This window comes from Pectobacterium parmentieri (genome assembly GCF_001742145.1).
Taxonomy (GTDB): Bacteria; Pseudomonadota; Gammaproteobacteria; order Enterobacterales; family Enterobacteriaceae; genus Pectobacterium; species Pectobacterium parmentieri.
Genome location: NZ_CP015749.1, coordinates 401,128 through 422,628 on the forward strand (window position 1 = coordinate 401,128; position 21,501 = coordinate 422,628).

20 protein-coding genes and 3 tRNA genes are annotated in these 21,501 nt (G+C 51.3%); 14 read left to right on the plus strand and 9 right to left on the minus strand.

Going from position 1 to position 21,501, the window contains the following annotated elements; genetic code table 11:
* The first annotated feature begins 86 nt into the window (after positions 1-86).
* The gene (gene amiC, locus A8F97_RS01730) at positions 87-1,331 is read left to right on the plus strand and encodes an N-acetylmuramoyl-L-alanine amidase AmiC (RefSeq protein WP_014700933.1); all 1,245 of its coding nucleotides are present in this window, start codon (positions 87-89) and stop codon (positions 1,329-1,331) included.
* 173 nt (positions 1,332-1,504) lie between these two features.
* On the opposite strand, the gene A8F97_RS01735 is transcribed toward amiC, so the two are convergent.
* The 3 genes from A8F97_RS01735 to A8F97_RS01745 all read right to left on the minus strand — a co-directional run bounded on the left by A8F97_RS01735 (position 1,505) and on the right by A8F97_RS01745 (position 1,831).
* Positions 1,505-1,581, minus strand: a tRNA-Met gene (locus tag A8F97_RS01735).
* 48 nt (positions 1,582-1,629) lie between these two features.
* Positions 1,630-1,706, minus strand: a tRNA-Met gene (locus tag A8F97_RS01740).
* Between the two features lie 48 nt (positions 1,707-1,754).
* Positions 1,755-1,831: transfer RNA gene (locus tag A8F97_RS01745), tRNA-Met, on the minus strand.
* Positions 1,832-2,101: 270 nt separating this feature from the next.
* Here A8F97_RS01745 and mltA point away from each other — a divergent pair.
* From mltA to tcdA, 3 genes are all read left to right on the plus strand, one after another.
* Positions 2,102-3,265: a murein transglycosylase A gene (gene mltA / locus A8F97_RS01750; protein WP_014700932.1), complete on the plus strand. Its 1,164-nt coding sequence runs from the start codon at positions 2,102-2,104 to the stop codon at positions 3,263-3,265.
* A gap of 28 nt (positions 3,266-3,293) precedes the next feature.
* Positions 3,294-5,552 carry a molybdopterin-dependent oxidoreductase gene (locus A8F97_RS01755; RefSeq protein ID WP_033071853.1) on the plus strand — a complete coding sequence of 753 codons (2,259 nt, stop codon included), beginning with the start codon at positions 3,294-3,296 and terminating at the stop codon, positions 5,550-5,552.
* A gap of 66 nt (positions 5,553-5,618) precedes the next feature.
* On the plus strand, positions 5,619-6,437 hold the full coding sequence (gene tcdA, locus A8F97_RS01760) for a tRNA cyclic N6-threonylcarbamoyladenosine(37) synthase TcdA (protein ID WP_014700930.1): 819 nt from the start codon (positions 5,619-5,621) through the stop codon (positions 6,435-6,437).
* A 14-nt stretch (positions 6,438-6,451) separates the two neighbouring features.
* On the opposite strand, the gene csdE is transcribed toward tcdA, so the two are convergent.
* A complete protein-coding gene (gene csdE, locus A8F97_RS01765; protein WP_033072078.1) occupies positions 6,452-6,907 on the minus strand; it encodes a cysteine desulfurase sulfur acceptor subunit CsdE in 456 nt (151 codons plus the stop codon).
* A 15-nt stretch (positions 6,908-6,922) separates the two neighbouring features.
* The gene (gene csdA / locus A8F97_RS01770; protein WP_033071852.1) at positions 6,923-8,128 is read right to left on the minus strand and encodes a cysteine desulfurase CsdA; all 1,206 of its coding nucleotides are present in this window, start codon (positions 8,126-8,128) and stop codon (positions 6,923-6,925) included.
* Positions 8,129-8,311: 183 nt separating this feature from the next.
* Between csdA and A8F97_RS01775 the strand changes: the two genes are divergently transcribed.
* The 4 genes from A8F97_RS01775 (at position 8,312) to rlmM (ending at position 11,864) form a co-directional block, all read left to right on the plus strand.
* The gene (locus A8F97_RS01775; protein WP_005975888.1) at positions 8,312-8,533 is read left to right on the plus strand and encodes a YgdI/YgdR family lipoprotein; all 222 of its coding nucleotides are present in this window, start codon (positions 8,312-8,314) and stop codon (positions 8,531-8,533) included.
* 662 nt (positions 8,534-9,195) lie between these two features.
* On the plus strand, positions 9,196-10,119 hold the full coding sequence (locus A8F97_RS01780) for a transcriptional regulator GcvA (RefSeq protein WP_014700927.1): 924 nt from the start codon (positions 9,196-9,198) through the stop codon (positions 10,117-10,119).
* 256 nt (positions 10,120-10,375) lie between these two features.
* A complete protein-coding gene (locus tag A8F97_RS01785) occupies positions 10,376-10,771 on the plus strand; it encodes a DUF423 domain-containing protein (RefSeq protein ID WP_014700926.1) in 396 nt (131 codons plus the stop codon).
* Complete coding sequence (rlmM, locus tag A8F97_RS01790; RefSeq protein WP_014700925.1) at positions 10,764-11,864, plus strand: 23S rRNA (cytidine(2498)-2'-O)-methyltransferase RlmM; 1,101 nt, start codon at positions 10,764-10,766, stop codon at positions 11,862-11,864. Before A8F97_RS01785 ends, rlmM begins: the two co-directional genes overlap by 8 nt.
* Before the next feature lie 45 nt (positions 11,865-11,909).
* On the opposite strand, the gene xni is transcribed toward rlmM, so the two are convergent.
* From xni to queF, 3 genes are all read right to left on the minus strand, one after another.
* Positions 11,910-12,704: a flap endonuclease Xni gene (gene xni / locus A8F97_RS01795; protein WP_033071851.1), complete on the minus strand. Its 795-nt coding sequence runs from the start codon at positions 12,702-12,704 to the stop codon at positions 11,910-11,912.
* 62 nt (positions 12,705-12,766) lie between these two features.
* A complete protein-coding gene (ppnN, locus tag A8F97_RS01800; protein WP_014700923.1) occupies positions 12,767-14,131 on the minus strand; it encodes a nucleotide 5'-monophosphate nucleosidase PpnN in 1,365 nt (454 codons plus the stop codon).
* A 438-nt stretch (positions 14,132-14,569) separates the two neighbouring features.
* Positions 14,570-15,418 carry an NADPH-dependent 7-cyano-7-deazaguanine reductase QueF gene (gene queF, locus A8F97_RS01805; protein ID WP_014700922.1) on the minus strand — a complete coding sequence of 283 codons (849 nt, stop codon included), beginning with the start codon at positions 15,416-15,418 and terminating at the stop codon, positions 14,570-14,572.
* Between the two features lie 70 nt (positions 15,419-15,488).
* On the opposite strand from queF, the gene syd reads away from it, so the two are divergent.
* From syd to A8F97_RS01835, 6 genes are all read left to right on the plus strand, one after another.
* Entirely contained in the window at positions 15,489-16,037 is a 549-nt protein-coding gene (syd, locus tag A8F97_RS01810; RefSeq protein ID WP_033071850.1) for a SecY-interacting protein, read from the plus strand.
* An 815-nt stretch (positions 16,038-16,852) separates the two neighbouring features.
* Positions 16,853-18,529 carry an amidohydrolase gene (locus A8F97_RS01815; protein ID WP_033071849.1) on the plus strand — a complete coding sequence of 559 codons (1,677 nt, stop codon included), beginning with the start codon at positions 16,853-16,855 and terminating at the stop codon, positions 18,527-18,529.
* A 223-nt stretch (positions 18,530-18,752) separates the two neighbouring features.
* A complete protein-coding gene (locus A8F97_RS01820; protein ID WP_014700919.1) occupies positions 18,753-19,199 on the plus strand; it encodes a MarR family winged helix-turn-helix transcriptional regulator in 447 nt (148 codons plus the stop codon).
* Positions 19,200-19,291: 92 nt separating this feature from the next.
* Positions 19,292-19,642: a YqcC family protein gene (locus A8F97_RS01825; protein ID WP_033071848.1), complete on the plus strand. Its 351-nt coding sequence runs from the start codon at positions 19,292-19,294 to the stop codon at positions 19,640-19,642.
* Positions 19,635-20,420, plus strand: a complete 786-nt coding sequence (gene truC / locus A8F97_RS01830) for a tRNA pseudouridine(65) synthase TruC (RefSeq protein WP_014700916.1) — start codon at positions 19,635-19,637, stop codon at positions 20,418-20,420. Before A8F97_RS01825 ends, truC begins: the two co-directional genes overlap by 8 nt.
* 78 nt (positions 20,421-20,498) lie before the next feature.
* Positions 20,499-20,954 (plus strand): flavodoxin, encoded by a 456-nt coding sequence (locus A8F97_RS01835; RefSeq protein WP_014700915.1) that lies wholly within the window; start codon positions 20,499-20,501, stop codon positions 20,952-20,954.
* 104 nt (positions 20,955-21,058) lie between these two features.
* Here A8F97_RS01835 and A8F97_RS01840 read toward each other — a convergent pair whose 3' ends face one another.
* Entirely contained in the window at positions 21,059-21,448 is a 390-nt protein-coding gene (locus A8F97_RS01840; RefSeq protein WP_014700914.1) for a DUF3461 family protein, read from the minus strand.
* Between the last annotated feature and the right edge of the window lie 53 nt (positions 21,449-21,501).

The following is a 21,501-nucleotide window of genomic DNA, read 5'->3' on the forward strand; positions in this document are numbered from 1 at the left end:
TACCTTTATTCATTTTTTGATGGCATATCCAGCACTGTGGCACCACGACAATGCAGGGTAGCGCACAGCAATAAGATCGGAGTGGCATGTCTCATTCGAATCATCATCTGACTCGGCGGCGTCTATTACAAAGCGCAGCAGCAACCTGGCTATTAAGCGTAAGCGGTGTAGGAATGGCAGCGACCACACAGGTTATCGCCGTGCGCGTCTGGCCATCCTCCGCCTATACCCGCGTTGCGTTAGAATCTAACCACCCGCTGAAATATAAACAGTTTAGTTTGAGTAATCCTGAACGCATCGTGGTGGATATCGAAAATGTTCACCTGAACAGCGTACTGAAGGAGATTGCCAGCCAGTTTCAGCAGGATAACGATCCGCTGATTAAAGAGGCGCGCATCGGGCAGTTTGATAAAAGTACGGTACGTTTGGTACTAGAACTCAAGCAGCAGGCAACGACTAAAGTCTTTACGCTGGGACCGGTGGCCGAATTTAAGCACCGGCTGGTATTGGATTTGTATCCTGCAGCAGGGCGCTACGATAACGAAGAAGATCCACTGCTGGCGCTGTTGGAGGATTACAACAAAGGCGAACTGGAGCGCACGCTGCCGGCAGAAGCGCCGAAAGCCGGGAAAGCGGGTCGCGATCGTCCGCTGATTATTATGCTCGACCCCGGTCACGGCGGTGAAGATCCCGGCGCGATTGGCAAGAATAAAACGCGTGAGAAAGACATTGTGCTACAAATTGCCCGTCGCCTGCGCAAGTTGATCGATAATGAATCCAACATGAAAGCGTATATGACGCGTAATGAAGATGTGTTCATTCCGCTGCGTGTGCGGGTGGCAAAAGCGCGCAAGCAGCGGGCCGACCTGTTCATTTCGATCCATGCAGATGCCTTTACCAACCGCTCAGCCAGGGGATCGTCGGTTTTTGCACTCTCGAAAAAAGGGGCAACCAGCACCGCCGCTAAATTTTTAGCTGAGACCCAGAACGAATCAGATTTGATCGGTGGAGTGAGCATGAGTGGCGATCGCTATCTGGATCACACCATGTTCGATCTGGTGCAGACCGTGACGATTGGCGATAGTCTGAAGTTTGGTAACGAGATCCTGACTCGACTGGGCAAGGTGAATCGCCTGCATAAAAATAGCGTCGATCAGGCTGGATTTGCGGTACTGAAAGCCCCGGATATCCCTTCTGTTCTGGTCGAGACGGCATTTATCAGTAATCTGGAAGAAGAGCGTAAGCTGCGCACCAGCCAGTTTCAGCAGCAGATTGCCGAATCTATTTTTGCGGGTATTAAAGCCTACTTCGCCAGTCAGGCTGAGCGATAGTGGGGGATCGTTACTATTACGCAGTGACCGCGTCTTGTCGGCGCGGTTCAGAGATAATGTGTCGTAGACGAGCGTAGAAGTAGGGTATGCGTAGAAAACATGTAACGCCAAAAACAAAAAAGCACCCGTTAAGGTGCTTTGTCGCTTGGTTCTTAAGAAGACATAGTTTTAGTTGGTTGCGGGGGCCGGATTTGAACCGACGACCTTCGGGTTATGAGCCCGACGAGCTACCAGGCTGCTCCACCCCGCGTCCGTAATAACTAATCTTCACTGCTTTTGATGGACGACTCACATCAATTGGTTGCGGGGGCCGGATTTGAACCGACGACCTTCGGGTTATGAGCCCGACGAGCTACCAGGCTGCTCCACCCCGCGTCCGTAATAACTAATCTTTACTGCTTTTGATGGACGACTCACATCAATTGGTTGCGGGGGCCGGATTTGAACCGACGACCTTCGGGTTATGAGCCCGACGAGCTACCAGGCTGCTCCACCCCGCGTCCGTGGATGCGCACTATACTCTCCATGAACATTGATGCAACCTATTTCTGTAAAAAGCGCCGCATTTGGCTGTTAGGTGATTGATTTACCATCTGATGGGTTGTTTTGTGAACGTAATGGGGCGATTTACAGAAAATAGCTTCCTGCGATGCCGTGCGCCGAACCGTTTTTCCTTACCTCATTGATTTATGCGCTATCCCATTCCTTTCTGGATAGGCGTTTGTTATCGTTCGACGGTAAATTTTTGATGTAAAAAGCGAGCGCAAAAGATGAAGGGACGGTGGGGAAAATATGTGCTGACCGCAGTGGTCATCGCCATTCTGGCGGGGTGCCAATCCAGGCCAACCGATCGCGGGCAGCAATATAAGGATGGTCACCTCAACCAGCCTTTGGAATTGGTGAATGAACCCAATGCCAAAGGAAAACCCGTCAACGCGCGGGATTTCATCACCCAGGTTGCGGAAATTCGGTCGGCGTCACCGAACCTTTATATGCGCAATAACACAGTCTTTCAGGCGATCGAAAACTGGATGATGTCAGGAGCGGATACTCGCGAGCTGAGTAAATTTGGTCTGAACGCCTGGCAGATGGAAGGCGTTGATAACTTTGGTAACGTGCAGTTCACCGGCTATTACACGCCAGTATTGCAGGCGCGCCATACCCGTCAGGGAGAATTCCGCCATCCTTTATATGCTATGCCGTCAAAGGGTAAAAATAACCGTCGCCTGCCGGATCGTGCCGGAATTTATTCAGGCGCGCTGGATGAGCGATTGGTTCTCGCCTGGACCAATTCTCTGGTTGATAACTTCATGATGGAAGTGCAGGGCAGCGCCTATATTGATTTTGGCGATGGACGCCCGCTGACGTTCTTCGGCTACGCGGGCAAAAATGGCCATGCCTATCGCAGTATTGGTAAGGTGCTGATCGATCGTGGTGAAGTCCCGCGTGAAGAGATGTCTATGCAGGCCATCCGCAAATGGGCGGAGCAGCATTCCGAGTATGACGTGCGTGAACTGTTTGAACAGAACCCTTCTTTTGTCTTCTTTAAACCGATGATGTCTGCGCCTGTGAAAGGGGCGAGTGCTGTGCCGCTGGTGGCGAAGGCTTCCGTGGCTTCTGACCGTTCACTGATCCCGGCAGGCACGGCTCTGTTAATGGAAGTGCCATTGCTGGATAACGTCGGCAAATTTACCGGCAAGTATGAAATGCGTCTGATGATTGCGCTGGATGTTGGTGGCGCGATTAAAGGCCAGCACTTCGATATGTATCAGGGTATTGGGCCGGACGCGGGGCACTCGGCGGGTTTTTATAACCACTATGGTCGGGTCTGGGTGCTCAAGAACGGGCAAAGCAGCCAGCCGTTATTCAGCAACGCACAGAATACACCGACAATGAATACCAATGGCTCAGGATCGTTGCTGGTTAATCATTAACAAAAATTGATGCTTTCCTGAGGTTGTCATGGCGATTAAACGTTATCCACATCTTGCGCATTGGGGCGCGTTTACCGCTGTGGTTGAAGACGGCAGGCTGATTCGATGCGAGCCGTTTGCGGGCGATCCAGCCCCTTCCGCCATGCTCGACTCCATCGTACCGCTGGTGTATTCCGACCGACGTATCCGTCGGCCTTCGGTGCGCCGTTCCTGGCTCCAGAAGCGGGAAAACAGCGATAAAACGCTGCGCGGTCGGGAGGATTTTGTTGAGGTGGATTGGGACGTGGCGCTCGATCTGGTCGCGCAGGAAAATCGCCGTATTCGCGATCGCTATGGTGCGGACGGCCTTTTTGCCGGTTCCTACGGTTGGTCGTCGGCTGGACGTTATCACCATGCGCGTTCTCAGGTACGCCGCTTCTATTTTTCCGGTGGTGGCGCGGTCGACCAACAGGGAAATTACAGTTGGGGAGCCGCGCAGTTCTTCCTGCCTTACGTGATTGGCACCTTCCATCCGCTGACGGGCAAGGTGACCGAATGGCGCAGCGTCGCCGAACACTGTGATATTTTCCTCGCGTTTGGTGGGTTGGCGTTAAGAAATTCGCAGATAGCCTCCGGCGGTGCTGGGCACCATACGCTGAAGCCCGCACTGGAAGCGCTGGTGGCGAAAGGGATCCCCGTTATTAACGTCAGCCCGATGCGTGACGATTGCCCTGAGTTTGTGAATGCTGAGTGGATCCCCATCCGCCCGAATACCGATGTTGCCCTCATGTTGGCTCTGGGCTATGAGATTCTGCGTCTGGGCGCTGACGATAAGGATTTCCTGCAACGCTACTGCGTCGGTTATGAACAACTGAGTGACTATTTGCACGGTCGCGGTGACGGCGTGGTGAAAACCCCCGAATGGGCCAGCGACATTACGGGCATTCCCGCCGATCGTATCCGGCATCTGGCACAGCAACTGATTGGCGTGCGTAGCTTTATTACCTGCTCTTACTCTGTGCAGCGCGCACACCGTGGTGAACAGCCGTACTGGATGATGATCGCGCTGTCTTCCATGCTGGGACAGGTGGGGCTACCGGGCGGCGGCTTCTCCTTCGGCCACGGTTCGATGAATAGCGTCGGTAACGAGCGGATTTCAACGCCTGCACCGGCTTCGCCTTCCACTCCGAACGCCGGGCGGGCGATCCCTGTAGCGCGTATCGCCGATATGCTATTGCAACCGGGCACGCCTTATACCTTTCAGGGGGAAACCCACACTTATCCCGATGTTCACCTGATTCACTGGGCGGGCGGCAACCCGTTCCATCATCACCAGCAGTTGAACCGCCTGGTGGACGGCTGGCGTAAGCCCGATACGGTGATTGTGCAGGATATCGTCTGGACACCCGCGGCGCAGATGGCTGACATCGTGCTGCCCGTCACTACCACGCTGGAGCGTAATGATATCGGCGGATCGTCCCGCGATCGCTTTGTCTTTGCCATGCATCAGGCGATTGCGCCGCAGCATCAGGCGCGTAATGACGTGGATATCTTTAGCGAGCTGGCGGAGCGATTAGGGTATGGAGACGTGTTTACGCAAAACCGCAGTGAGCAGCAGTGGCTGGAACATCTTTATGACGAATGTCGCTCAAAGCAGCGGGATGTGGCTGACAGTTGGCCATCATTTGAGGATTTCTGGCAGAAGGGACATGTAGAAATCCCGATGGACGAAAAGCCGTTTGTGTTCTTTGAGGATTTCCGCCGCGATCCGCAGCAGCATGCCTTGAGTACCCCAAGCGGTAAGATCGAACTGTTCAGCTCAGCGATTGCCAGCTATGGCTATGCCGATTTTGCGCCGCATCCTGAGTGGCAGCCTCCCGTTGAATGGCTGGGAGCCAAAAGCACGGAAGAATGGCCGCTGCACTTTATTTCTATTCAGCCATCTGACCGTTTGCACAGCCAACTGGCCGCTACACCGCAGGTTGCTGCGAATAAGACCGCAGGAAAAGAGACGCTGTACATGCACCCGCAGGACGCTGTTGTTCGAGATATCGTTGACCGTTCACAGGTCGAAGTCAGAAACGCGCGTGGTCGTATTTTGGCTGGCGTACAGATTACCGACGGCGTGAGGCCGGGCGTGGTGGTTATGTCCACTGGTGCCTGGTTTGAGCCCGGTTTCGGCCAGAAAACGTGGCATCCGGTTGAACAATCAGGAAATGCGAATGTATTAACGCTGGATATTGGCACGTCGCCGCTGACGCAGGGGCCGAACGCTATGAGCTGCCTGGTGGATGTGGTGCGGGTTTAGCGCTATCCTGAGCCGCTTTTTCGCCGTGTTATTTTCCTGTGATTTTGTTTTCGTAAGGTTGGTTGAATGAATACGCAATTATCCGAAGCCTATTTGCAACGCTTCGGCGGCACCGCCCGGCTATATGGTCAACAGGCGCTGGCGCTGTTTTCTCAAGCTCACGTTTGTGTGATTGGTATTGGTGGCGTTGGTTCCTGGGCGGCTGAGGCGCTGGCGCGTACCGGCATCGGTGCGATTACGCTGATTGACATGGATGATGTGTGCGTCAGTAATACCAACCGCCAGATTCATGCATTGCGTCAACATACCGGACAGTCGAAGACGGAAGTGATGGCGGAACGCATTCTGGCGATCAACCCGGAATGCCACGTCATCTGCGTGGATGATTTCATTAGTGCGGAAAACGTGGCGGAACTGCTCGACCAAAATTTTAGCTATGTGATTGACGCCATTGATAGTGTGCGCCCGAAGGCTGCGCTGCTCTCCTACTGTCGTCGCTATAAGATCCCGGTCGTGACAACCGGCGGTGCGGGGGGGCAGATCGATCCGACCCGGATTGAGGTTGTCGATCTAGCCAAAACGATTCAGGACCCGTTAGCGGCCAAGCTGCGTGAACGGCTAAAGCACGATTTTAACGTGGTGAAAAACAGCAAAGGAAAGCTGGGTATCGATTGTGTGTTTTCCAGTGAACCGCTGGTTTATCCGCAGCCCGACGGTTCCGTCTGTGCGTCTCGCAGTACGGCAGATGGTGCAATGCGCATGGACTGTGCGTCAGGCTTTGGCGCGGCGACGATGGTCACCGCAACCTTTGGGTTTGTTGCGGTATCTCATGCGCTGAAGAAGATGATAGCGAAAAGGGGAAGATCGTCTGCGGCGCAGAAATAGCATCGCGTAATCTGCTACTTGCTCGCCGCTTCTCGTTCGGCAATGTCCTTGATTCTGGCGGCCAGCGCCGCTAGCCCGCTTGAACGCGAAGCGCTGAGCTGAGCACGTAACCCCAACATATCAAACAGCGTCAGCGGATCGTGTTGTAATAGCGTTTCTGGCGTTTTTCCCTCAGCGGCGGTTAACAATACTGCCAGTAATCCCCGCACAATGCGCCCGTCGCTGTCGCCGTAAAAATGTAGCCTGCCGTCCTCTTGGCGTTGATAACCCAGCCAGACGCGATTTTCACAACCGGATAACGAAATACCCTCGGTTTTTAGTGCATCGGGCAGCGCTGGCAGCGCTTTTGCCAGCAAAATGAGCTGTCGATAGCGATCTTCCCATGAGCGGCAGGTATCGAAGCGCATGAGCAGCTCGGCAGCGGAGATGTGGTGGCCAAAAGGATGTGTGGTGTCGGTTGGTGCAGTCATGGTTTGTGGTATCACTTAGTCGATCAATAATTCAAGGGCGTTGCCCACCGCAGCGATAAGCGCAGCAACATCTTGTTGGTTATTATACGGGGCAAACGAAGCGCGGAGCGTGCCGCTGACGCCGAGCGCGTCCATGAGCGGCTGTGCGCAGTGGTGTCCGGCACGCAGTGCGATGCCGCTTTCGGCGAGTAGTGTCACCAGATCGCTGTGGTGTACATCGGCTATGTCAAAGGACAACACGCTGGAATGCGGGTTACGGAAACTGCGAAAGCCGGGAAACTGCGCCAGATGCGTTTCGGCAAGCTCTGCCAACTGCTGACTGTGCTGCTCTGCGGCGCGCCAATCCAGCGTGGTTAGCCAGTCTAAGGCCGCAGACAGACCGAGCACGCCAGCAATGTGCGGCGTTCCCGCTTCAAATCGCTGCGGAATCGCCTGTGGCAGGAAGCCGTCAAAGGACACTTGCGTCATCATCTTCCCGCCGCCTTGCCACGGCATCATGCTTTCCAGCAAGGAGGTTTTGCCGTACAGCACGCCGATTCCAGTGGGGGCATAAAGCTTGTGCCCGGAAAACGCGTAGAAATCAATATCCAGTTCCTGCACGTTGGGTGGAGAGTGGACGACACCCTGTGCACCGTCAACCACTACGACCGTGCCATAGCGATGAGCCAACGTAATTGCGCGAACCAGATCGGGCTGACCACCCGTTACGTTTGACATCTGGCCCAGCGCCAACAGGCGGGTTTTTGGCGTGATCAGCGTAGTTAGCTGTTCAATATCCGGTAATAAGTCCGTGCCAATCGGTAACTTCACCACGTTCGCGCCGGTTTGCTGTGCCACCATGAGCCATGGGATAAGGTTAGCGTGATGCTCCGCTTCGCTAACGATGATCTCGTCGCCCGGCTGAAGGCGAGGGCGGGCATAGCTCTGTGCGACCAGATTGATCGCTTCCGTTGTACCTCTGGTCCAGACAATCGAACGCGGATCGCCTGCATGGAGCAAGGCCGCAACTTGCTCACGAGCGCCTTCAAAACGCTGGGTCAGCGCCTGCGCGCCGTGATGCTGGCTGCGATGCACCGTACCACTCTCGCTGCAATAGAACTGCTGCACCGCATCAATGACGGCCTGCGGTTTCAGCGCGGTCGCGGCGCTATCAATATACACCGTCGAATGTTGGAGTGCGGGGAACTGTTGGCGAAAAGTAGCAGGGTTAAACGGTGTCATGAGCATCCTCTTATAGAGGATAGATCCTGTCCCATTTTGTCGAGAGAGACAAGTTTAGGACTATGCCTAATGCGATTTTATGGAAAAAAAAGCAATTATTGCTACGCTTTAAAGTGTTAATTTTCAGGATTTCCTGATGTATAAGGTTAACTATAAGACATTTAAATTCATCGAGGGTTAACTATGAAGAATAAAATTTCTATTTTTGCCGCCATCGTGATGGCGTTTTCTCTGGCAGCCTGTTCGAGTAATTACGTCATGCATACTAATGATGGACGTACCATCGTGGCTGAGGGGAAACCGAAGGTTGATGATGAGACGGGTATGATCAGCTATACCGATGCTTACGGTCAGCAGCAGCAAATTAATCGTGATAATGTGAAAGAAATGGCGAAAGGAAAATAGCGCCGTTTGCCTGTTATCACACACTGCCTGTTAATCTGCGCCAGAATTACGTAAGACTGTCATGGCGTTCAGGCGTGAAATCGTAAGCAAAAAAAAGCACCGCAATTTGCGGTGCTACACAAAAAATCACTTTGGACAGACAGGGTAAATGTACAGGAAGTGAATAGGGTAGACTCGCTACCACATCTGCAAAAGGCAGACAAACAAATAGCAAACACAACATCACAACCACAAGCCAAAAGCACCTCAGGTCACCCATCCGCACTTTTCGTTCCGGCTCAGGAAGTTGCGCTAATATAGGTATTTGCTGGTACATCCTCAATGGACAAATTATAATGTCTCGGATTACAAAAACTAATATACCCGTCATACTTCAAGCTGCATGTGTGTTGGCTTCCCTTACTCACCCCAGTCACTTACTCATGTAAGCTCCTGGGGACTCGTGCGGTTGCCTCCTTCATGCAACTCGAATTATTTAGGGTATTGATGTACCCGTCATCTTTTCGTTGCAGAAAGTCTGGCTGTTGCTGGTGGCATTAATCGCTTAGCCAGCTAATTGGCTGGCGATCTTTCCCGCTGTCGCCTTTCTGCATCTTAAGATTTAATGGGTACGAATGTGCCTGATAAATCGCTGATCTAGCGTAAACAAAAAGATTTCATTCATGTCAAAACGTCTACCTCCGCTCAACGCATTGCGCGTTTTTGATGCGGCGGCTCGCCATTTAAGTTTTACCAAAGCGGCAGAAGAATTGTTTGTTACGCAGGCTGCCGTCAGCCACCAAATTAAATCTCTGGAAGATTTCCTAGGGCTTAAATTATTCCGCCGTCGTAATCGTTCCCTGCTACTGACGGAAGAAGGGCAAAGTTACTACCTTGATATCAAAGAGATCTTCTCATCGTTGAATGACGCGACGCGTAAGCTGCAATCCCGCAGCGCGAAAGGCGCATTAACGGTCAGCCTGCTACCCAGTTTTGCTATTCATTGGCTGGTTCCGCGTCTTTCGAGCTTTAACTCCGACTATCCGGGGATTGATGTTCGTATTCAGGCGGTAGATCGTGATGAAGATCGTCTGGCGGATGATGTGGATGTCGCGATTTTTTATGGTCGAGGAAACTGGCCGGGATTGCGGGTGGAAAAACTCTACGCTGAGTATCTCTTGCCGGTTTGCTCACCGGTATTGCTGACGGGGAATCATCCACTGAAGACACCGGATGACCTGGTGGCACACACTCTGCTGCACGATGCATCGCGCCGTGACTGGCTGTCCTATACGCGTCAGCTTGGGGTGCAGATTAATGTGCAGCAAGGGCCAATTTTCAGCCATAGCGCGATGGTGTTGCAGGCGGCGATCCACGGGCAGGGCGTGGCGCTGGCGAATAATGTGATGGCGCAGACGGAACTCGAAGCCGGGCGACTGGTGTGTCCGTTTAACGATGTGTTGGTGAGCCGGAATGCTTTTTATCTGGTATGTCATGACAGTCAGGCAGAACTGGGTAAAATAGCCGCCTTTCGCCACTGGATTCTGGCGCGGGCGGCTAGCGAGCAGGAAAAATTTCGCTTCCGCTATGACAGCGGTACCCGCTGAGGTCGCATCGTTGACTCTCGAAGATCGATGGACCGAATAATTTACGCAGGTCACTACGTATCAGGCTGATGATAGGCCTATTTGCCGAACGAAAACGGGAGTAACGGAATAGAAGAGTAAAGCGTTTGCGCCAGGGATGGCGCAATCCGAGCTTACATGGATGTACTTGCAGCGTCTTTACGATCTATCCGTTACTACCGCTCAACGGCTTTTATCAGCCACCTTGTTTATAGGTATTAACGTACAGGTAATAACGATGAATAGTCGCTTCATGCTGATGTTTGCCGCTATCAGCGGGTTTATTTTTGTTGCGCTAGGCGCGTTTGGTTCCCATGTGCTCAGCAAAACGCTGGGTGCTACGGAGCTAGGGTGGTTGAAAACCGGCCTGGAGTATCAAGCATTTCACACGTTAGCGATTCTGGCGCTGGCGGTTGCGATGCAACAGCGAACCAATCTGTGGTTTTACTGGAGCAGCGTGTTTCTGGCGTTGGGAACGGTACTCTTCAGTGGAAGTTTGTACTGTCTGGCGCTTTCTCACCTGAAACTATGGGTTTATGTGACGCCGATTGGCGGAGCCTGCTTTCTGGTGGGATGGATATTAATGTTGATTGGCGCACTGCGTCTGAAGAGAAAGGCTGAACGCCATGAATAAAGTCATTTTGTATTGCCGTCCTGGGTTTGAGAAAGAGTGTGCGGCAGAGATCACCGAAAAAGCCACGCAGCACAATGCGTTCGGATTTGCGCGGGTAAAAGAAAACAGCGGTTACGTCGTATTTGAATGCTATCAGCATGAAGATGCCGACCGTCTGGTGAAAACGCTGCCGTTCCATGAGCTGATTTTTGTCCGTCAGATGTTCGTCAGCGGTGACTTGCTGCGAGACCTGCCGCCGGAAGACCGTATTACGCCGATCGTGGGGATGTTGACCGGTGCAATTGAACGCGCAGGGGAGCTGCGTGTTGAAGTCCCTGACACCAATGAAAGCAAAGAACTGATGAAGTTCTGCCGCAAATTCACCGTGCCGTTGCGTGCCGCGTTGCGCGAACACAACATTTTGCTGGGCTATGAAAAAGCAGATCGACCCGTGCTGCATGTGCTGTTTATTGCACCAGGCTGCTGTTATGTCGGTTACTCTTATAGCAATAACCATTCACCGTTTTATATGGGCATTCCACGTCTTAAGTTCCCTTCTGATGCACCAAGCCGTTCGACGCTGAAGCTGGAAGAAGCTTTTCATGTCTTTATTCCTGCGGATGAGTGGGATGAGCGTCTGGGCAGCGGCATGTATGCGGTGGATTTGGGGGCGTGCCCCGGCGGTTGGACTTATCAGTTGGTCAAACGCAGCATGATGGTTTATGCGGTAGACAACGGACCAATGGCACCGAGCCTGATGGATACCGGGCAGGTGATGCACCATCAGGCGGATGGGTTCCGTTTTGAACCACCGCGCAATAATGTGTATTGGCTGGTGTGCGACATGGTGGAAAAACCCGCTAAAGTCACGAGCCTGATGAGTGATTGGTTAATTAAAGGCTGGTGTCGTGAAGCGATATTCAACCTGAAATTGCCAATGAAGAAGCGCTACGAAGAAGTGTCGCAGAATCTGGCGTTGCTGCGTGAACGCCTCAGTGAAAATGGTATTCATGCCGAAGTGCATGCCAAGCATTTGTACCATGACCGTGAAGAAGTCACGGTGCATGTACGTCGTTTCTGGAGCGCGGTGCCCGGCCGTCGCGACGAGCGATAGTATTGTGTTGATGCGTATCTGGAGTCATTCAGGTACGCATCCGTATTAATTCTGCCGTGAGTAAGAATTCGGCTGGGTGCTACTCTGCACGGGTAATCTCAACTGTTGCAGATTGCCATTAAGCGTTAAATCGGTACGCAGTGTGGCAATTTGACGACTGATTAGCGCCATTTCTTTATGCTGTTCCAACTTCTTACGCCACTTTTCTGGCACCGCATCTAACTGCTGATAAAGCGACTCCAGACTTCCTGCCTGTTGTAAGAGCTGTGCGGCACTTTTAGGGCCGATACCCGCAACGCCCGGGATTTTGCTGCTGCTAATGCCTGCCAGCCCCCAGTAGTCTGTCAACTGCCGCGGTGAAACACCAAATTCCTGTTCGATAAACGGCAGATCCAGCCAGCGTTTTTGAAAGTAATCTCTGATCTGAATATGTGGTGCCAGTAGCTGGCAGTAGCCTTTATCGGTCGACACAATCGTTGCCTGATGACCCGCGGATGACAGCTTGACGGCCAGCGTAGCAGCGAGATCGTCGGCTTCATTACCGGGGCTATGCCAGCTCGCTACACCAATGGTGGAAAATGCCGCTTTAATCTGCGGGAGTTCCTGTTGCAGATTATCCGGCATTGGCGTGCGGCCTGCCTTGTAGTCAGGCAAAAGGTGGTGACGCCAACTGGTATCGCGATCGTCATCATCAAAGACGGCCACCGCGTGCGTAGGCTGGCTATTTTGTATGAGTTGATGCAGCGCATGTTGGCATGCTGTGATACAGGGCGAACCTTGTACCGCATGAATGCGGCGGATCAGATTGAGCGCGTCGACAATCAGCAAATGGACGGGCATCGCATCATTCCTGAAAAAGGGGGGAAGCTACGCTTCCCCACGTTGGTGCTATCGGTGAACCGTTAGGCGCAGATTTCGTAGCAGGGGATATAGGCACTGCCGGGCAGCTTCATGCGCTGCTGTGCGACAAAGCCCTGTAACAGCGTATCCATGCTTTTCATCATCTGCGGGTCGCCATGAATTTTGTACGGCCCACGTTGCTCAATCGCCTGAATACCGACTTCTTTAACATTCCCTGCCACAATACCTGAGAACGCCCGACGCAGCGCGGCAGCAAGCTCTTCAGCCGGCTGATTCGGATGCAGGTTGAGATTGGCCATGTTTTCGTGGCTCGGTTCAAAAGGCAGTTGCAGATCGGGTGCAATCCGCAGTGACCAGTTAAAACTGTAAGCGTCGCCCGTGTGACGGCGGCTCTCTTTCACCAGTGGCATTGCTTTCTTCATCTGACGGGCAACTTCTGCGGCGTCATTAATGATGATCGAGTAGTAGCGACGCGCCTGACGTCCTAGCGTGCCAACAATGAATTCATCCAGCACGTGGAAATAGTTGGCACTTTCTTCTGGTCCGGTCAGGATTATTGGCAGCACCTGCTCGCTGTTTTCCGGGTTCATCATGATGCCCAGCAAATAGAGGAACTCTTCCGCTGTTCCAACGCCGCCAGGGAAAATAATGATGCCATGCCCGATACGGACAAACGCTTCCAGACGCTTTTCGATATCCGGCATGATGATCAGTTCATTGACCAGCGGATTTGGTGGTTCGGCAGCAATGATAGACGGTTCGGTCATGCCGATGAAGCGTCCTTCTTTGTAGCGCTGCTGTGCATGGCCGACCGCGGCACCTTTCATTGGTGCTTCCATCGCGCCCGGACCGCAGCCCGTGCAGATATTCAGTTCACGCAGGCCGAGTTGGCTACCCACCTTGCGCGCATACAGATATTCGATCTCATTAATCGAGTGGCCGCCCCAGCAGACCACCATGTTCGGCTCTTCGCCGACGTGGAGCGCCTTGGCATTACGCAGGATAGAAAACACCAAATTAGTGATATGGGCAGAATTTTCCAGATTCAGATTCTGATAGCGCCCTGCGCTGGCGATTTGGCCGTTGACGAACAGAATGTCGCGCAATACGGCGAACAGGTTAGCTTGCAACGCTCGAATGATGTTGCCATCAACAAAAGCGTCTTCCGGTGGATTCACCAGTTCCAGTTTGACGCCACGTTCACGGCGCAGCACGTTGATATCAAAGTCTTCATAACGAGACAGCAGTTCTTTGCTGTTATCTGTCTGGCTACCGGAATTCAGTACGGCGAGGGAACAGTTGCGAAACAAACGGTAGAGGTCGCTGCTGGCCGTGCTTTTCAGCATGTCGACTTCCAACTGAGATAACAAATCCATCGATCCCAATGGGCTGATATGTGTAATCAATTTTGCTCCTTGAAACGCAATATAATCGCGATGCCATGCTGGCTGCCGAGAGCTCGATCCGTTGTTGCACGCTCGACGTTTCAGCACCATGGCACGAATGTCATTCATTTAAGCCGCTATGCGAATAAGTTAAATGCAGCGAACCTAAATGAAACCTACTTGAGCACCGTTCAGACGTTATGGATCTTTTGTTGTCTGGCATACCACCTTAACGCGCTGCCATCATTTTTTCCAATGCTGACGGCAGTCTCTCGCCTAACTTGCGTGACGCTACGCATATACCCGTCATTCTTCAAGTTGCATGTGCGTTGCCTTCATTCAAATACTCGTCCCTTCGGGGCCAGTGCAAGCGCTGTTCAAAAACGCTTTGCCGTTTTTGCCCTGAAACTCGAATTATTTAGGGTATCTTACCGTGCAAACCCGTAACTTATCGGCCGATTACTGGCGTGGCAGGCGGCCAGTTGGCGCGTTAAACGGGTAGTTACTGCGCCACGGGTTGATATCCAGCCCGCCGCGCCGGGTATAGCGTGCGTAAACGCTGAGTTTTTCCGGCTGGTAATAGCGCATGATGTCGTTAAAAATTCGTTCCACACACTGTTCGTGAAATTCGTTATGATGGCGAAACGAAACAATGTAGCGCAGCAGCGCTTCACGATTAATGCGTTTGCCGCAATAGTGAATTTGTACTGAACCCCAGTCGGGCTGATGGGTGATCAAGCAGTTGGATTTCAGTAGGTGGCTGACCAACGTTTCTTCAACGACAGGGGCATCTTGCTCGTTTGTCGCCAGATAGTCTGCGTTGAAGTCGTAACTGTCGATCTGAATGTCTTGATCGTCGATGCATTCACCAGTAAACCCGGCTAACGGTTGGCCTTCAAGCTCACTGAGTTTGAAAAGCGTGACGTTGACGTCCCCCTGTGCGCACTGCGCCAGATCCTTGGCTAGCGTTGCGCGAACACCTTCCCAATCATCGAATGTCGTCTGATTAAAGCTGTTCAGATACAGCTTAAAACTTTTTGATTCAATCAGATTCAGGCTTTCTGCATTAAGGTGCATTTCACCAACGGCCACCTGAGGGACGCCACGATGATTCAGCCAGGAAAGCTCGTAGAGCGTCCAGATATCTGTACCATGAAAGGGCAGGTTGTCAGGATAAATACCGAGTGGATCGCGGTTCAGGCTACGTGGCACGGGTTGCAGAAGTGCCGCATCATAGCGGTCGTGATAGGGCGTGGCTTTGCCCAGTGTTAGCCCGCTTAGGGCCTGGTGCTTGTCATAAACGGACATGCTGTTACCTTGATGTAATAAGCGTGATGGCGAATAGTGTAACCTGACTAAAAGAGTGATGAGAAAAATTATGGAGCATGAAGTTGTTTCGGCGCTAGCGGCGTTTACCCAGCGCTATGTTGCTTGTTGGCAACAGGAAAAGGGGCATTTACCTGCCAGTGAAGCACTTTACGGCATAGCCTCCCCGTGTATTGTTGAAAATCATGAGGAGACAGTTTACTGGTCGCCGCAGCCTTTCGTTCCTTCTGCCGCATTGGATGGCGTGGAGCGCGCGCTGGAAATCAGCCTGCATCCAGATGTTCACGCTTTCTACACCGCACAGTATGCCGGGGATATGGCGGCGCAGTTTGATTCACTATCCTGCCAACTGCTGCAAGTGTGGAGTGAAGAGGATTTCACCCGTATGCAGGAGAACCTGATTGGTCATTTGTTAACGCAGAAACGCCTTAAGCTCACGCCTACGCTGTTTTTAGCGACGACGGATTCTGAGATGACAATGGTGTCGTTATGTAATGTTTCTGGGGAGATTGTCCTGGAAGAATTCGGCACGAAAAAGCGTCAAATCTTAGCCCCGACGCTAGCAGCGTTCCTTTCTGGCCTTAACCCGTTAGCAGTCTAATGGTTAATCGAATTTCACTTTCTGCTTTGTAAGAGATCTCTTACATTTGCTGTAAGAAATGTCTTATCTTTAATCTTGAAAATACGTTTCATTTTTATTTTTTCATTATTAATTAGCGAATTATAATAAAAAATAGTGGTATTGCTTAAGAGAGATTGAGAAACATTGTCACTTACCCCTTGCCGAAAGCTGACAATTAATACATCTTATTACTTAAGTTAGTAACCGGTTACAGTGTGTGTAACGGTGACTGTTGGTAACAAAACACTGTTACTGCACTCGGATTGTTTTAGGAAGAGACATTGTTTTAGGAAGAAACAGTAGCTTCAGGAAGAAGCGCAGCTTTCAGGAAGAAACACGATTTCAGGATGAAATCAGGGACACCTCCAGGAAGGAGATCGAGAGCCGATTAGGAATGTCGGTGGGGCAGGAGCCTAAAGGGATTGAATCACGGAAGATACAGGATGGAAACGTCAGGACGAAAGTGGGACGCCAGCAGGGATTGTGGGTCAGGATGACCAAAAAGGAAAAGTTTTCACGGATGAGCAGGGATGCAAATGTGTAGCGGGATAGCTATAAAACGAACCGGGGGTACTGAGCAATCAGTACCCCCAATTTTTTGCCTGTAAGACAAGTCTCTCCCTCCCAGAACGCATTGATGCTGTGCCCATGCTACGAAGAAAAAATGTTTAAAACGTGATACCTGAGTGACTGCTAAAGGTAACCCTGCGTCCAGAATTTGCAATTAGTCTGAAAATTTACTATTTTAATTTTTTAGTAATTTATCGGACTATTTAGCAAAGGAAAACGCAGTGATGAAATTCAATGTAAAAATGCTGTCAGTCACACTTGGCTTGTTTACCAGCCATGCTTTCGCACACACCGTCTATGAAAATGCACGGATTTATACCGTTAATGATCAACAGCCAACGGCCTCAGTTCTGGTCGTGGATCAGGGCAAAATTATCTATGTCGGTGGACGTGATGGTGCGAAGCCTTTTAAAACAACCGCTGCTGAATTGGTTGATTTAGAAGGAAAAACTGTACTTCCCGGTTTTATTGAGAGCCACGCTCATCCAGCAACGGTAGCGGTGATGGAGGCGGGCGATTTTGTGTATGTTGACGGTGCGGCAACGCTGACGCAGATCCTTAGCCAATTAAAAGATTATTTAACCGCACACCCGAACGCGAACTATTTGTTGGCACAAGGATTTAACGTTGCTTCACTTGGTTTACCACAAGAAGGGCTGCCGACGGCTGCTGATTTAGATACGGTATCCACGCGTGTTCCGATCGTGGTTTATGACAGCGGCATGCATGCGGGATGGGCGAATAGCGCAGCGTTGAAGGTTGCTCACGTCGATGCGAATACGCCTGACCCTATTCCTGGTAAACACTATTTTGAGCGCGATAACAAAGGCAACCCTACCGGTTTTATGCACGAAAGTGCGATGCACCGTGTTGTTGATGCGCAGCAATTTAACGCGGTAGAAAACGTTGCTGAGAAACTTCAACCGATTTTAAAGACCTACCACTCGCTGGGGTTTACGGCGATTACCGACGTTGGCGATACGTTTAGCACGACAGTGGCTGCCATTGCCCGCTTAAACGAGCAGGGGAAACTGAAGGTCTATTATCAGCGCGGCTATTTTTATGATGCTGCCAAATCGACCGAACAAAATATTGCCAGCCTTAAAGCCCTGCGTGAAAAATATCACCAGGGCAATTTGTCGATGAATCTGTATAAGCTATTTATGGATGGCACGATTGAAATGGATTCGGGGGCGATGTACCGGCCTTATCCCAACGGCAAGGTCGTCGAACCCTTTTTAAGCCAGAAACAGATTAACGACAATGTCGCAGCGGCGTTGAAAGCGGGTTTCTCGGTGCATGTACACGCGATAGGCGATAAAGCGCAGCAGTCGATTTTAGACGCCTTTGAGGCTAACAAAAAAATTAACCCGCATTTGGCTCGCGTGATTGCCCATAACCAAGTGTTTGAGCCACAGGGTGTGCAGAAATTTGCCGCAATGAAGGACAATCTATTCCTGCAAACGACGCCAAACTGGACGGTGGTCAATGAAAAAGATGAGACCAAATCCAAAATTGGTAGTGCTGCATACAATCATCAATATCTGCTCGGGCAAGTGGTACGCGAGGGCGTCGCGGTAACCTTCGGTTCTGATTATCCCGCTAATACCTTTGATGCGGTGAACCCGTTCAGCCAAATGTATCATGCCATCAAACGCGGTCAGCCGAATGCTGGCTACCTTCCTCCAATTGAGGCTGCAATGACGTTAGATCAAAGCTTGCAGGCTTACACAATTAACGGTGCGAAACAGCTTGGTATCAGTGATATCACCGGCAGTCTTGAGAAAGGGAAAAACGCCGACTTTATTATTGTAGATACCGATATTGGCAGCGCAGACCTGGAAAAATTGAAAAATACCAAGGTGTTGGCAACCTATTTCAAAGGGGAAAAAGTGTACTAAGGCACATGGTATCCAATATACTTTGGCCGCGTGGAAAGGCAGCAACCGAATGAATTCCCCGGGGGCTGCCATTTCCCCAATAGTACGAAGCCTATGGATGGGCCGGATAATCATATCAACGCACCTGTAACCCGAAATATGTTGGGTAGGTAATGTAATGCGGTGATCGGGTTTCATTGCCTTGGCGATTGTGAGCAAGTAGCCCATTTGTAGGATATTTCATATGCATCGATTAGATGAATTAGGCAGACAGCTCAATCACCTCGATAACTTGTTTCAACAATGGATGAAGAAGCTAGGTTTTAATCAGAATGCCTTTGCGGTTCTGCATTCTTTGGCGGTATCTCCAGATGGAAAATGTACGCAAAAATATATTTGTGAGCGATGGAGCTTGCCTAAGCAAACGGTGTTTAGCATCTGCAAGTTATTCAAAGAACAAGGTCTGATTGACATCGCTGAAAGCGAACACGACAAGCGAGAAAAGATCCTGACGCTAACAGAACTGGGGAAAAAACGCACTCAGCCGATTTTGACGCAATCGCAGATATTAAGTGAACGTGCTTTCGGGGCTTTGGGTCAGGAACAAACGCAGCAACTTTTCTCTAATTTAGAGGGGTTTTGCAGGGTGTTTGAACAAGAGATGGATAATGTGCCTGGGCGTAGTGAGTAGTCGCACAGCCTTCTCGTACTGGCGATTGGGTCAGCTTGATATCAATGCTATGCTTGCCGCCATTATTGTTGGCTTCAAGGGCGAGAAACCGCATGAGTAGAGAGAATCAGGTTCGTCAGTCATTATTCGATATTGAGCGCGCATTGAGAGAAAGTCCTTTCTGGCAGGTTGTCCCACCGGAAGATGAGGCGTTTAACAGCACTGAGCCTTTCAGCCTTGATACCATGCGACCAGAAGAATGGTTGCAGTGGGTTTTTTTGCCGCGCATGCATGCTTTGTTGGACAGCGATTTAGCGTTGCCTGCCGAGCTGGCACTGCTGCCTTATTTTGAAGACGCGTTAGAAGGTTCGCCGGAACAGACGGCGGCGGTCTTTTTGCGTCTCAAGCAGCTCGATGAGTTATTCAACCCCGATGTACAGGATGGCGCAGTGCACGATGCTTGAGATTATTTATCAGGATGAGCATCTGGTTGCCGTCAATAAACCGAGTGGCTGGCTGGTGCATCGTAGTTGGTTGGATCGCAAAGAAAAGGTCGTGGTGATGCAGACCGTGCGCGATCAAATTGGTCAGCATGTGTATACCGTTCATCGCCTCGACAGGCCGACATCCGGTGTGTTGCTGCTCGCGCTGTCCAGCGAAGTGGCGCGTGCGCTATCCCAGCAGTTTGAATCGCACCAGATGCAGAAAATGTATCATGCCGTTGTGCGGGGCTATGTGCTGGATGACGGCGTGATTGACTACGCGCTCACCGAAGAGTTGGACAAGATTGCCGATAAATTTGCCAATCCTGATAAAGCACCGCAGCCTGCCGTTACGCATTACCGCGCTTTAGCACAGGCTGAGATGCCGGTTGCCATCGGTCGTTACCCTACGGCGCGCTACAGTTTGATGGAGCTGAAGCCGCAGACCGGGCGTAAACATCAGCTACGCCGTCACATGTCACATCTTCACCATCCGATTATCGGCGATACCGCCCACGGCGACCTGCGACACAATCGTGGTATGGAAACGCACTTCTCCTGCGGCAGGCTCATGCTGCATGCCAGCGAGTTACAGTTGAATCATCCCGTGAGCGGGCAGCCATTAACGTTGCAGGCACGCTGGGATGCACCGTGGCAGGGGGTGATGAGGCAGTTTGGCTGGCAAGGGATTCTCCCTGAGTTTGAAGGGGTTGAGTTTCTTGCAGAGTCAGGTCAGGATAGCGGGAATCTCGTCGAGTAATACCTGTCTTATCACTGCTGTATTACTTTTGTATTACTTTTATATCAAACATTTCGAATTAAAAAGGGAGTCAGAAGCATGGCGCAGATTGGTATTTTTGTTGGTACGGTCTACGGAAATGCATTGCTGGTGGCCGAAGAAGCGGAAAATATTCTCAAAGATCGTGGCCACGAGGTGAAGGTCTTTGAGGATGCGACGCTGGGATCCTGGCTGGACTACCGTGAACATGCTGTTTTAGTCGTCACGTCAACGACAGGGCAGGGCCAACTGCCTGATTCTATTGTTCCGCTTTACGCGGCTCTGCGGGAGAAAGGCGGTTATCAGCCCACGTTGCGCTATGGCGTCATTGCGCTGGGTGACAGCAGCTACCCGAATTTCTGTGCGGGTGGTCATCTTTTCGATGCGTTATTGCAGGAAATAGGTGCTAAACGCCTGGGCGATGTTTTGGATATTGATGCGGTCGAAAATCCTGAACCTGAAGTCATTTCATGCCCGTGGGTCGAAGAATGGGCCGATTTGGTTGATGCCCAGTGATGTCGTACTGAGATAAGAAACGGGAGCTAATACGGCTCCCGTTTTCGTTGCTGCCTATTATCGCCGTGTGTTCTAGCGACGATGGCATTTAGAGACGATCGTGTTTAGCGATTCTTAGTCAACTTCTCTAAATCGGCTTCGATTTCGCTAATTTTGTGCGAAACGACGCTTTCCAGATGACGCAGATCGTCGAGGATTTTGCGTTTCAGATCGACTTCAACCTGCTCCTGCTGACAAATCTTATCTAGTTCATCAATCACATAACGCAGGTTTGGGCTGATCTCGTTGATCTCTTTATAGCCCTGTCCGCTGTTGTCGGCCACGATGGTCTTGCGCTGGCGTGGATATTTGAACTTCACGCTTTTAGCAAAAAACTCGCCCTTATCCTTACGGAAATAGATCTTCAGGATGTCGTTATTGGCTTCCTGACGCAGGCTATAGCGATCGATATCATCGGGATTGGTAATGCCCAGGCTTTTTAGATTGTCATACATAGCGTCACCTTCTCGGTAAAAAAACGGCGGGTTAATCACCCGCCGTTTTCAGT

Bases quoted from the DNA above. Each gene is read 5' to 3' on its own strand.
- A8F97_RS01775 (WP_005975888.1), top strand. From the start codon at position 8,312: ATGAAGAATAAAATTTCTATTTTTGCCGCCATCGTGATGGCGTTTTCT.
- queF (WP_014700922.1), bottom strand. From the start codon at position 15,418: ATGTCCGTTTATGACAAGCACCAGGCCCTAAGCGGGCTAACACTGGGC.
- truC (WP_014700916.1), top strand. From the start codon at position 19,635: ATGCTTGAGATTATTTATCAGGATGAGCATCTGGTTGCCGTCAATAAA.
- csdE (WP_033072078.1), bottom strand. From the start codon at position 6,907: ATGACTGCACCAACCGACACCACACATCCTTTTGGCCACCACATCTCC.
- rlmM (WP_014700925.1), top strand. From the start codon at position 10,764: ATGAATAAAGTCATTTTGTATTGCCGTCCTGGGTTTGAGAAAGAGTGT.
- A8F97_RS01840 (WP_014700914.1), bottom strand. From the start codon at position 21,448: ATGTATGACAATCTAAAAAGCCTGGGCATTACCAATCCCGATGATATC.
- A8F97_RS01780 (WP_014700927.1), top strand. From the start codon at position 9,196: ATGTCAAAACGTCTACCTCCGCTCAACGCATTGCGCGTTTTTGATGCG.
- tcdA (WP_014700930.1), top strand. From the start codon at position 5,619: ATGAATACGCAATTATCCGAAGCCTATTTGCAACGCTTCGGCGGCACC.
- mltA (WP_014700932.1), top strand. From the start codon at position 2,102: ATGAAGGGACGGTGGGGAAAATATGTGCTGACCGCAGTGGTCATCGCC.
- A8F97_RS01820 (WP_014700919.1), top strand. From the start codon at position 18,753: ATGCATCGATTAGATGAATTAGGCAGACAGCTCAATCACCTCGATAAC.
- A8F97_RS01825 (WP_033071848.1), top strand. From the start codon at position 19,292: ATGAGTAGAGAGAATCAGGTTCGTCAGTCATTATTCGATATTGAGCGC.
- A8F97_RS01755 (WP_033071853.1), top strand. From the start codon at position 3,294: ATGGCGATTAAACGTTATCCACATCTTGCGCATTGGGGCGCGTTTACC.
- csdA (WP_033071852.1), bottom strand. From the start codon at position 8,128: ATGACACCGTTTAACCCTGCTACTTTTCGCCAACAGTTCCCCGCACTC.
- xni (WP_033071851.1), bottom strand. From the start codon at position 12,704: ATGCCCGTCCATTTGCTGATTGTCGACGCGCTCAATCTGATCCGCCGC.
- syd (WP_033071850.1), top strand. From the start codon at position 15,489: ATGGAGCATGAAGTTGTTTCGGCGCTAGCGGCGTTTACCCAGCGCTAT.
- A8F97_RS01815 (WP_033071849.1), top strand. From the start codon at position 16,853: ATGAAATTCAATGTAAAAATGCTGTCAGTCACACTTGGCTTGTTTACC.
- amiC (WP_014700933.1), top strand. From the start codon at position 87: ATGTCTCATTCGAATCATCATCTGACTCGGCGGCGTCTATTACAAAGC.
- A8F97_RS01785 (WP_014700926.1), top strand. From the start codon at position 10,376: ATGAATAGTCGCTTCATGCTGATGTTTGCCGCTATCAGCGGGTTTATT.
- A8F97_RS01835 (WP_014700915.1), top strand. From the start codon at position 20,499: ATGGCGCAGATTGGTATTTTTGTTGGTACGGTCTACGGAAATGCATTG.